This window comes from Xenorhabdus beddingii (assembly GCF_002127545.1).
Lineage (GTDB): Bacteria > Pseudomonadota > Gammaproteobacteria > Enterobacterales > Enterobacteriaceae > Xenorhabdus > Xenorhabdus beddingii.
Genome location: NZ_MUBK01000045.1, coordinates 1 through 11,602 on the forward strand (window position 1 = coordinate 1; position 11,602 = coordinate 11,602).

The window sequence follows — 11,602 nt, forward strand, 5'->3', positions numbered from 1 at the left end:
TATCAGGCCATGATTTCGGGTGTGAGAGCCGTGAAATGTATCACAGTTGACTCACGCCTTTTAATATTCCGCCTGTTGCACTTAATATGTTAACTCAGCGGTACTACACCAATACTCTTGATGAAAAAGGTTACATGACATGTTCCGGTATACCGACTGGCGGTACACATGGTGTATCGAAACTTTATGTTAAAGATCCCAAGCAATGTCGCGAATATGGTGCATATTATGTCAATTGATGCCTCATCATCACCTATCCCCTTAGTGTTTTGTCATTAACCACAAGAGGACTTTCCCAGCCCGCATTGGGTTCCCATTCACAAATTCTCTGAAAAATCACTATCAAAACATTATCTTTTTGACATAACCTCCATATTTTCTTCATTATTGACTCATTCTCACTGGTTACACTAATAATATGTTTTGCATCTATATTTGCATGAGATGCTGTATGACTGATTAGCGCTATAATACTGAGAGAATGTCGAGCAAATGAATAATAAAAGCCGTTCCTATTTTTTCCGACTCGCCGCAGCTATCGCCGTGATCGTCGCGGCGGTTTTCTTTGCGTGGAAATATTTCAACGCACTTTCAACATCAAATCAGACCCAAAATCCGGAACAAAATAAATTCCCCTCAGCTCGCTCACCCGTACAAGTAGCAACGGCTGAAACAAAATCTGTCCCCCATTATTTACGCGGATTGGGAACAGTTCAGGCGGCCAATACCGTGACGGTCACCAGTCAGGTGCAAGGTCAGCTCATTAATCTGCATTTTCATGAAGGGCAATACGTCAAAAAAGGGGATTTGCTGGCGGAAATCGATCCCCGCCCCTATCAGGTTAAGCTGGCAAGGGCACAAGGACAATATGCCAAAGATCAGGCAACATTGGCCAATGCCAAACAGGATTTGCTGCGCTTCCAGCAATTGGCAAAAAGTCAACTTATCTCTCAGCAAGAGCTGGATAAACAGACCGCTTTAGTGCGTCAAAGTGAAGCCAGCCTGAAAGCGGGTCAATCAGATATCGACGAAGCCAAACTGCAATTGAACTACAGCCGCATTACCGCGCCTATTTCCGGTCGTGTCGGTTTAAAACGCATTGATGTGGGTAATTACATCTCTGGCTCAGGAGGCACGCCGATTGTTGTCATCACACAAATCGATCCCATTGATGTCCTGTTTTCTCTGCCTGAAAATGATATCGGCTCCGTGTTGCAGGCGCAGAAAAATCACGAAAATGTGCCCGTCAGCGCGTGGGATCGCAATAATCAGCAACAATTGGCACAAGGAAAGCTGCTCAGTATGGATAACCAAATTGATGTCACCACTGGCACCATCAAAATGAAAGCGCAGTTCAATAATCAGGACAACGGTCTATTTCCTAATCAGTTTGTCAATATCCAGATAAAAGTCGATATGCTGGAAAATGTCGTGGTGATCCCCGCCGCAGGGTTACAAATGGGAAATTCGGGGCATTTCGTCTGGAAAGTCGATAAAGAAAATCAGGTCAGTAAACATAAGGTCACTGCGGGTCTGCAATATGATCAACGCGTGGTGATTAACAGCGGCTTATCAGCCGGTGAACGAGTGGTCACCGATGGCATTGACCCGCTGACGGAAGGCGCCAAAGTCGAAATTGTCAAATCTTTGACCACTGAGTCACTGGATGCCAATAAAAATAATCCAGCACAATCAAACGGTAAAGTGGAGCATTCCTGATGCAACCTGATTCTCCAATGACAGGCGGGGGCCCCTCCCGCCTGTTTATCCTGCGTCCGGTTGCCACGACACTGTTTATGGTGGCGATATTGTTGGCTGGACTGATCGGCTATCGGATGCTGCCCGTTTCTGCGTTGCCACAAGTGGATTATCCGACCATTCAAGTTGTTACGCTCTACCCCGGTGCCAATCCGGATGTCATGACATCCGCTGTCACAGCGCCGCTGGAACGCCAGTTTGGGCAAATGTCCGGCTTGAAGCAGATGTCTTCCCGAAGTTCCGGGGGCGCTTCGGTGATCACGCTGGTATTCCAGCTTTCATTGCCCTTGGATGTCGCAGAGCAGGATGTACAGGCCGCCATTAATTCAGCCAGCAATCTATTGCCGGATGATCTGCCCTATCCCCCGATTTATAGCAAGGTCAATCCGGCCGATCCCCCTATCCTGACACTGGGCGTAACCTCTGATGCCCTGCCCATGACGCAGGTACAGGATATGGTGGAAACCCGTGTGGCTCAGCGTATCTCCCAAGTCAGTGGTGTGGGTTTGGTGACACTGGCGGGTGGGCAACGCCCGGCCGTGCGTGTGAAATTGAATGCGCAGGCCATGGCTGCACAAGGCGTGGACAGTGAGGTCATTCGTTCTGCGATCATGAAAGCCAATGTCAATTCGGCAAAAGGCAGCTTTGACGGGCCAACACGGTCAATCACGATTTCCTCCAATGACCAGATGAGATCTATCGACGATTACCGCAATTTAATCGTCGCCTATAAAAATGATGCCCCGATTCGTCTGCGTGATGTTGCTAGCATTGAGCAAGGTGCAGAAAATGACAAACTCGGCGCATGGGTCAATGAAAAGCCCGCGATTGTCATTAACGTTCAACGCCAGCCCGGTGCGAATGTCATTGAGACGACAGATAATATCCGTGTCATGCTGCCAGAATTGATCAGCAGCCTGCCTAAATCGGTCAATGTGGAAGTCCTGACCGATCGCACGGTGACGATCCGTCATTCAGTCGAAGATGTTCAATTTGAACTGTTGCTGGCTATTGCACTGGTTGTCATGGTGATTTACCTGTTCCTGCGCAATACGACCGCAACCTTGATCCCAAGTATTGCGGTTCCGCTGTCGTTGGTGGGAACGTTTGCTGTGATGCATTTTTGCGGCTTTTCCGTCAATAATCTCACCTTAATGGCATTAACCATTGCAACCGGCTTTGTAGTCGATGATGCCATTGTCGTTATCGAGAATATTTCCCGTTATATTGAGCGGGGAGAAAAACCGCTGGCGGCGGCATTAAAAGGGGCGGGAGAAATTGGCTTCACCATTATTTCTCTGACTTTTTCATTAATTGCGGTATTAATCCCTTTGCTGTTTATGGGCGATATTGTCGGTCGCCTGTTCCGGGAATTTGCCATTACGCTTGCTGTCGCCATTTTGATTTCTGCGGTTGTGTCATTGACGCTAACGCCAATGATGTGCGCAAGGATGTTGAAATCCGAAGCCGATATTAAACACAATCGCTTTGAACACGCCTGCGAACGTTTCTTTGAACGCATGATTGCAATCTATGCGATTTTTCTGAAACGGGTATTGAATCATCCCTTGCTGACACTTGGTGTTGCATTCGGTACGTTAGCCCTGACTGCCCTTCTCTATATTATGATCCCCAAGGGGTTTTTCCCCCAGCAGGACAACGGGTTGATTCAGGGGACACTGGAAGCGCCACAATCCATTTCATTCAATGCGATGGCGGACAAACAGCGGCAAGTGACCACGCTGTTACTGCAAGATCCTGCCGTGGATAATGTCACGACCTTTATCGGCGTTGATGGTAACAATCCAACGTTGAATAATGCCCGCCTGCAAATTACGTTGAAACCGCTCAGTCAGCGTGACGACCGGATTGACGACGTTATTCCACGCCTGCAAACACGCATTGCCGGAGTTCCCGACGTCAAGTTGTACCTGCAACCGACACAAGATTTGACCATTGATACCCAAGTATCCCGCACGCAATACCAATTCACATTGCAGGCAACGTCACTTGATGAACTTGGTGTCTGGGTTCCCAAATTGCAAAATGCCCTGAAACAGCGGCCGGAGTTGGTGGATATCGGTCACAATTGGCAAGATCAGGGACTGGTCGCTTACCTTAACGTCAATCGTGATATGGCCAGCCGATTTGGGATCTCCATGGCTGCCGTGGATAATGCGCTATACAACGCTTTCGGCCAGCGTTTGATTTCAACCATTTATACTCAGTCGAATCAGTATCGAATCATCCTTGAACAAGATACGCAGGGTTCACCCGGTCTGGGCGCGCTCAATGCGCTTTATCTGACCGGAAGTGATGGAAAAATGGTGCCGCTTAATGCCATTGCTACCGTCGAACAACGGTTGGGATATTTATCTATCAACCACTTGCAACAATTTCCCGCTGCCACTTTTTCGTTCAATGTGGCGAAAGAGGCCTCCCTTGAACAAGCGGTCAATGCCGTTAAGGAAACAGAACGCTCAATTCAGATGCCGAAAAATATTGTCACGCAATTTCAAGGAACAACCCTGGCGTTTCAGGATGCGCTCAGTAACACCCTGTGGCTGATTTTGGCGGCGGTTGTCGCCATGTATATCGTGCTCGGCATACTGTACGAAAGTTTTATTCATCCGGTCACCATCTTATCAACCTTGCCCACCGCAGGGGTTGGCGCATTACTGGCTTTGATGATGGGCGGATATGAGTTAGATATTATCGCCATTATCGGGATCATTCTCTTGATCGGCATTGTGAAGAAAAATGCCATCATGATGATCGATTTTGCCCTGGCAGCAGAACGTGAAAAAGGGATGTCCCCCTATGAAGCCATTTATCAAGCCTGTCTGTTACGTTTCAGACCGATATTGATGACGACAATGGCTGCGCTGTTGGGTGCATTGCCCCTGATGCTCAGTACCGGCATCGGTGCAGAGCTGCGTCGTCCATTGGGCGTCAGTATGGTGGGAGGGTTGATTGTGAGCCAGGTTCTCACCTTGTTCACCACGCCCGTTATTTATTTACTGTTTGATAAGTTGGCACATTATTACCGGAATTACCGGAAAAATAAGCAAGATAATCAAACCAGGCTTGATAAAGCCTCTGCTAATCATCAGGAGCCGCTGTGAAATTTTTCGCCTTATTTATCCAGCGGCCAGTGGCTACCACCTTGCTGAGTTTAGCTATCACGCTGTGTGGTGTGCTCAGTTTTACCCTGCTGCCGGTGTCGCCGCTGCCACAAGTTGATTTTCCTGTCATCACCGTCCATGCCGCCATGCCTGGTGCATCACCAGAAACGATGGCGTCCTCCGTGACAACGCCTCTGGAGCGCGCATTAGGCAGGATTGCAGGGGTAAAAGAGATGTCTTCCTCCACCTCATTGGGTTCCTCCTACATCTATCTGGAATTCGATCTTAGCCGAGATATCAATGGTGCCGCTCGGGATGTCCAATCTGCCATCAATGCCGCCCAAAGCCTACTGCCTTCCGGTATGCCAAGCCAACCGCGGTATTATAAAGCCAATTTATCCAACGCCCCGATCATGGTTTTAACCCTCACTTCAGACAATTACAGTGAAGGGCAACTGTATGATCTTGCTTCCACCAGACTGGCGCAAAAACTTTCTCAGGTAGAAGGTGTCAGTAAAGTCAGTGTTGGCGGGAGTTCATTACCGGCAATACGGGTTGAATTGAACCCCAATGCCCTCTTTCATCAAGGTGTTTCCCTCAACGAGGTCAGGAGTGCGATCAGTGACGCCAATGTTCTACTTCCTACGGGGTATGTTGATTCTGATCAACAGCGCTGGCAACTGCACACCAATGATGAACTGAAAACAGCAGACCGCTATCGTTCGGTTATTGTACGTTACAATAATGGTGCGCCTGTTCGTTTGCAGGATGTGGCCAATATTCACGATTCTGTCGAAGATATTCGGGCAGCAGGGATGTCCGGCAATAAGTCAGCGATTGTGCTGATTATCCGCCGTGAAGCCGGAGCGAATATCATCTCCACCGTTCAACGCATTCGCGCTCAACTCCCGATCCTGCAAGAGTCCCTGCCTGCCAGTATTCAGCTAAAAATCGCACAGGATCGCTCACCCGCGATTCAGGCTTCCCTGAAAGAAGTGGAACAGGCACTTGTCATTGCGATTGCGTTGGTGATTCTGGTGGTGTTCCTGTTTTTGCGTTCAGGCCGGGCGACATTGATTCCGGCCATTGCCGTTCCGGTATCACTGATCGGCACTTTTACTGCGATGTATTTGTGTGGTTTCAGCTTGAACAACCTTTCGCTGATGGCATTGACCATTGCCACCGGATTTGTGGTCGATGATGCTATTGTTGTGCTGGAAAATATTTCCCGTCATCTGGATGCCGGACTGAAACCAATGCAGGCGGCTCTGAAAGGGGTCAGGGAAGTTGGCTTCACGGTACTTGCCATGAGTCTGTCACTGATTGCGGTGTTTATTCCGCTTGTGTTAATTGATGAGCTACTCGGCAGACTGTTCCGGGATTTTGCTGTCACACTGGCAACCGCCATCGGGATTTCACTGTTAGTTTCACTGACATTAACCCCGATGATGTGCGCCTATTTACTCAAATCATCACCGGTAAGAGCACAGAGACAAAAGCGAGGCTTTGGTAAGGTATTGCTGAAAATTCAGCAAGGTTATGGTCGCTCACTGCAATGGATACTCAAGCATACCCGCTGGGTACTGCTCGCATTAGTCGGCATTATTGCCCTGAATATCTGGCTCTATATCCATATTCCGAAATCCTTTTTCCCCCAACAGGATACGGGAAAAATGCTGGGCTTTGTGGTTGCAGACCAAAGTATCTCGTTTCAGGCTATGCGGGAAAAAATGAAATACTTTATGCAGGCCATTGATGAAGACCCTACCGTGGATAATGTCGTCGGATCGACGGGTGGCGGTAGCATTAACACCGGTACCATGTTTATTTCCCTGAAACCACGGCAAGAACGTTCTGAGAGCGTCCAGCAGGTGATAACCCGTTTAAGGGGCAAGCTCACCCATGAAGCCGGGGCGCGCCTATATTTGGTTCCTGTTCAGGATCTCAGGTTCGGGAGTCGTAGCTCTAAATCCACTTATCAGTTTAGTTTACTGTCCGACGATTCTGGTGAGCTGCGTAAATGGAGTCCCATTATCAAAAAAGCATTGGAAAAACAGCCTCAATTGGTGGATGTCAATGCCGACTCAGACGAAGACGATAAAGGGGCCGAAATTGCGATTACCTATGATCGTGATGTGATGGCTCGCTTGGGGATCAGTGTCTCCGATGCCAATAATTTACTCCATAATGCCTTTGGACAGCGGCAGATTTCCACCATTTACCAACCGTTAAATCAGTATCAGGTGGTGATGGAAGTCGCACCGCAATACAACCAAGACCCAAGTGCCCTGGAGAAAATGTTTGTCATTAATGCCCGGGGGGAACGCATTCCGCTTTCCTATTTTGCTCACTGGTATCCCGCCAGCGCGCCGCTGGATGTTTACCATGAAGGACTTTTCGCCTCCTCGACCATTGCTTTTGATATTGCTCCGGGCTATACGTTGTCCGATGCCATCAGCATAATAGAAAGAACCATGACAGAACTCGGTGTGCCTTCATCCGTTCGCAGTTCGTTTGCCGGTACGGCCCAGAGTTTTCAAGAGAGTGAACGCTCCCAGATGTTTGTGATCCTCGCGGCCATTGTGACCGTGTATCTGGTTCTGGGAGTCCTGTATGAAAGTTATCTTCATCCTCTGACCATCCTCTCTACCCTGCCTTCTGCGGGAATAGGGGCGTTATTGGCGCTGGAATTGTTCAACACGCCATTTAGTCTGATTGCCATGATTGGCATTATGCTGTTGGTGGGGATTGTCAAGAAAAACGCCATTATCATGGTGGATTTTGCCCTTGAGGCGCAACGAAACGGTAAGATCAGTGCGCAAGAGGCGATCTTTCAAGCCTGCTTATTGCGATTCCGGCCAATTATGATGACAACACTGTCTGCTTTGTTCGGTGCCCTGCCTTTGGTACTGAGCAACGGTGATGGTGCTGAATTGCGTTTTCCTCTGGGTATCACCATTGTTGGCGGCTTGGTGATGAGCCAGTTGCTGACACTTTATACCACCCCTGTTGTGTATCTGTTTTTTGATCGACTGCGCGAAAAATGGCTGCGGCGTCGTGCCGCACAACCTCAAGCATCGGAGCCATCATGAAATTTATGGTTAAAACCGGCATCAGCGGTAAGCTGTTTTTGGCGATTTTTGCCACTTGCATGCTGGTATTGGTCACGATGCACTGGGGCGTTCGCCTCAGTTTCCAGCACGGTTTTATCGGCTATATCAAACAAAATAGCCAGGTGCGCGCAAGCATGCTGGCGGAAGCATTGGCGGAACAGTACCAGCAGTACGGCAATTGGAGCTTCTTGACCCAAAACGATCGGATGATTTTTCAAATCATCCGTACCATTGAGCAAAATAGCGATATCTATAAAAAAAAGACATCCCATGGCTGGCGTTCCCAATTCTGGGTTGTAGACACACAGATGAATCGTTTGGTGGGATATTCCGGTGAGATTCCCACAGAAAGTTACCGTGAACCCGTCACTTATCAAAATAATGTGGTCGGATGGGTCATTGTCAGCACGTCAGATAAAATTACGCGTCAGGCTGATATTAGTTTCGCCCACCAGCAACAGTTCACCAGTTGGATCATTGCCGGTTTCTCAGCCCTATTGGCACTGATTGCCACTTTTCTGCTTTCCCGTGGCCTTTTAAGACCGGTCAAGCGTCTGGTAGAAGGAACGCATAAACTGGCTGCCGGTGATTTCAGCGTTCGTGTCACACCATCCAGCAGCGATGAAATCGGTCAATTGGCGGCAGATTTTAATCAACTCGCCTGTACACTGGACAAAAACGAGCAGATGCGCCGTGATTATATGGCCGATATTTCTCATGAGTTACGCACCCCACTTTCTGTGCTGCGTGGTGAACTGGAAGCCTTGCAAGATGGGGTACGGCACCCAACGCAGGAAACGATCCATTCCCTTCTCACGGAAGTCACTACCCTGACAAAGTTGGTCAACGACCTGCATTTATTGTCACTTTCCGATCGGGGTTCTCTGACTTATCGAAAAGAACCCGTTAATGTCAGTGAATTACTGCAAATCTCGGTAGCCGGTTATCAAGGTCGCTTCGCAGATAAGAACATGACATTGGCATTGAATCTGAAAGAAAATGACACTCTGTTTGCCGATCCCGATCGATTGACACAGCTATTCCAAAACTTGCTGGAAAATAGCCTGCGTTATACCAATGAGCATGGAAAAGTGATTATTCAGGCATACTCGGATCAACAGAAATGGATCTTGGACTTGCAAGATAGTGCTCCCGGACTGACTGCCGAGCAATGCCAGCATGTTTTTGAGCGTTTTTATCGATGTGAATCTTCCCGTAATCGGGCAAGCGGTGGCTCAGGGCTTGGGCTGGCCATCTGTTATAATATCGTCGAAGCGCATGATGGAACCATTCAGGCGCAAAGATCATCTTTAGGTGGTATAAGAATTCGCGTAGAATTACCGTTGATTAAATTTTCTGAACATGAAAGACCGTAAGTTGAAACGCAATAAGTTGAAACACAGTCACCTAAGATACTGTCACCTGAAACACAATAACCTGACACACAATGAGTATACATTCTACGCAATATACCGTTCTTATCGTTGAAGATGAACCCAAATTGGGACGCCTGTTGGTTGATTATTTACAATCTGCAGATTATCAAACTGAATGGCTGAAACGCGGTGATGAAGTTATTGAGCATGTTCAGAAACATCAACCTCATATTATCTTGCTCGATCTGATGTTACCCGGTCTTGACGGGTTGTCAGTCTGCCGGGAAATTCGTAAGTTTTCTGATATCCCGATTGTGATCATGACGGCAAAAACAGAAGAAATTGACCGGCTTCTGGGGTTGGAAATCGGGGCTGATGATTATATCTGCAAACCTTATAGCCTACGGGAAATGGTCGCCAGAGTGAAAACCATCCTGCGCCGTTGTTATCGCCCACACGATATCGTCAGCGAACAAGGCGCCCTCTCCATAGATGAAAATCACTTTCAGGCGCGTTATCTTGAACGGGTGCTTGAACTGACACCCGTTGAATTTCGTCTGCTTAAGATTATGTCCAGCCAGCCGGGGCGGGTTTTTTCCCGCGATCAGTTACTGAATAATCTGTATAATGACCACCGTATCGTGAATGACCGAACCATTGATAGTCATATCAAGAATTTACGCAAAAAACTAGAACAGTTGGATGAAAATAAGTCTTTTATTCGCTCAATTTATGGTCTGGGTTATCGTTGGGAAGCAGAAATCTGTCGTTTAATATGACAATCTCCCTATTTCCTGTGCCATGGGTTCTTTATCCCTGTAGCACGATGATGAAGCCAGAGGCGATATAATTTTTCCACGATGCATTCATCTGGTCGAAATTTGGATAATTAATTCCAGAACCTGGGTCCATATAGGTTCCGTTAGGTCGCCTCATAACATAATGAAAGAATACCCCCCCTTGGACCACACCTAAAACTTCGAGTGCTCTTTGGTTTCCAAGCAATAACGGCGGCGCTGCTCTCTCAATCTCCACTCCCGAACCCGCTAATTTGTTCACTATATCAGAGTGATAACATGACAATAGAGAATACACCATGCCTGGCTTGAGATAGACCGTCACAGTCAATTCTAAAAGCCTGGCGGCAACAATAAGATTATGTGGCAACGAATAGCCTGCCTGTATTGATGAACTTTGAACGGGTGAACCCGGGGAAGCGCTTGATGTGATTTCATAGAGTAATAATTCACTCTTGTCTGAATTGTCTAACTGGATTTCTGTATGAGTACCGGAATATTCCCTCATACTCATGCCATCCAATCTTGGCATTTTATCTTTTCCCAGTTCCAGAGCTGCACACAATAAAACACATGCTCCACAAGAGGTTGGCGTTGCTTGTCTCTTATTCATACTAGGGTTTCCTGGGTATGGGGTCTCCAAGGCTTATTAACTCGCTGATACTCTGCAAAAACGAGTACTCCCCCCTGCCATAATAGATATTCATTAAGTGATAAATTTTTTACCAAACAGTTTTACTGTACAAAATCCAGACTAAACTTAAGCTGATAATTACCCAATCAGGAGAATTCCTTATGGCTACTGGGCATTATGATCTTAAGAAAGCAAAGAACGGACAATTTTATTTCAATCTGGTCGCCGCAAATGGTGATGTCATTTTGAACAGTGAAATGTATACCACCAAAGCGGCTGCAAATAAAGGCATTCGCTCTGTGCAGGTCAATTCTCCCGATAAGACCCGCCATGAAGTGAGGAAAAATAAATCCGGTAAGACTTATTTTGTCCTGAAAGCCCGCAATCATCAGATTATTGGTGTCAGTGAACCTTATGCCAATGAAGCAAGCATGAAGAAAAATATGCAGGCTGTCATGAAAACCGGACCGACAGAGAGTATTCGTGATTTGACCAGAAACAATTAATGACTTGCGCCGTATCAGCGGCGCATAATTCAGTCTCCAAAGTAAAAGATTAAGAAAGCTGTAGCGTGCCTGAGGGAAAGGACAAGGTAAGATCACCAGATGCTTACCGTGAGGCACTGAAACGCCTTAAGCTCCCTGACTCCCCCTCACTCCAGGACGCGAGCATACTTTTTTAAAGTCTCTTGAATGAAAGCGAATGACATGATCTAATCAGCTTTATTTTCCTCTTCATGACTCACCTATGACTCTCATTGAACATTTATCCGTTGTGAAAGAAACCCGCTCTGATATCA

At 47.3% G+C, this 11,602-nt stretch carries 7 protein-coding genes; 6 read left to right on the forward strand and 1 reads right to left on the reverse strand.

All coding sequences use genetic code 11. The features are described 5' to 3' along the window. Positions 1-492 precede the first annotated feature (492 nt). The 5 genes from Xbed_RS17310 (at position 493) to baeR (ending at position 10,151) form a co-directional block, all read left to right on the forward strand. The gene (locus Xbed_RS17310) at positions 493-1,719 is read left to right on the forward strand and encodes an MdtA/MuxA family multidrug efflux RND transporter periplasmic adaptor subunit (RefSeq protein ID WP_086114091.1); all 1,227 of its coding nucleotides are present in this window, start codon (positions 493-495) and stop codon (positions 1,717-1,719) included. Further along, the gene (locus tag Xbed_RS17315) at positions 1,719-4,883 is read left to right on the forward strand and encodes an MdtB/MuxB family multidrug efflux RND transporter permease subunit (protein WP_086114092.1); all 3,165 of its coding nucleotides are present in this window, start codon (positions 1,719-1,721) and stop codon (positions 4,881-4,883) included. The genes Xbed_RS17310 and Xbed_RS17315 overlap by 1 nt, the downstream gene beginning before the upstream one ends. Then, positions 4,880-7,975, forward strand: coding sequence for a multidrug efflux RND transporter permease subunit MdtC (mdtC, locus tag Xbed_RS17320; protein WP_086114093.1), 3,096 nt, complete (start codon positions 4,880-4,882; stop codon positions 7,973-7,975). The genes Xbed_RS17315 and mdtC overlap by 4 nt, the downstream gene beginning before the upstream one ends. Before the next feature lie 5 nt (positions 7,976-7,980). Next, positions 7,981-9,372, forward strand: coding sequence for an envelope stress sensor histidine kinase BaeS (baeS, locus tag Xbed_RS17325; protein ID WP_167371942.1), 1,392 nt, complete (start codon positions 7,981-7,983; stop codon positions 9,370-9,372). Between the two features lie 71 nt (positions 9,373-9,443). Next, on the forward strand, positions 9,444-10,151 hold the full coding sequence (gene baeR / locus Xbed_RS17330) for an envelope stress response regulator BaeR (RefSeq protein WP_086114095.1): 708 nt from the start codon (positions 9,444-9,446) through the stop codon (positions 10,149-10,151). A gap of 31 nt (positions 10,152-10,182) precedes the next feature. On the opposite strand, the gene Xbed_RS17335 is transcribed toward baeR, so the two are convergent. Beyond that, positions 10,183-10,782, reverse strand: coding sequence for a T3SS effector IpaJ family cysteine protease (locus Xbed_RS17335; protein WP_086114096.1), 600 nt, complete (start codon positions 10,780-10,782; stop codon positions 10,183-10,185). A 182-nt stretch (positions 10,783-10,964) separates the two neighbouring features. On the opposite strand from Xbed_RS17335, the gene Xbed_RS17340 reads away from it, so the two are divergent. Beyond that, positions 10,965-11,309, forward strand: coding sequence for a YegP family protein (locus Xbed_RS17340; RefSeq protein ID WP_086114097.1), 345 nt, complete (start codon positions 10,965-10,967; stop codon positions 11,307-11,309). The last annotated feature ends 293 nt before the right edge of the window (positions 11,310-11,602 follow it).

Excerpts from the sequence above, each read along its gene's own strand:
- baeS (WP_167371942.1), top strand. The coding sequence starts at position 7,981 with ATGGTTAAAACCGGCATCAGCGGTAAGCTGTTTTTGGCGATTTTTGCC.
- Xbed_RS17340 (WP_086114097.1), top strand. The coding sequence starts at position 10,965 with ATGGCTACTGGGCATTATGATCTTAAGAAAGCAAAGAACGGACAATTT.
- Xbed_RS17315 (WP_086114092.1), top strand. The coding sequence starts at position 1,719 with ATGCAACCTGATTCTCCAATGACAGGCGGGGGCCCCTCCCGCCTGTTT.
- baeR (WP_086114095.1), top strand. The coding sequence starts at position 9,444 with ATGAGTATACATTCTACGCAATATACCGTTCTTATCGTTGAAGATGAA.
- Xbed_RS17335 (WP_086114096.1), bottom strand. The coding sequence starts at position 10,782 with ATGAATAAGAGACAAGCAACGCCAACCTCTTGTGGAGCATGTGTTTTA.
- Xbed_RS17310 (WP_086114091.1), top strand. The coding sequence starts at position 493 with ATGAATAATAAAAGCCGTTCCTATTTTTTCCGACTCGCCGCAGCTATC.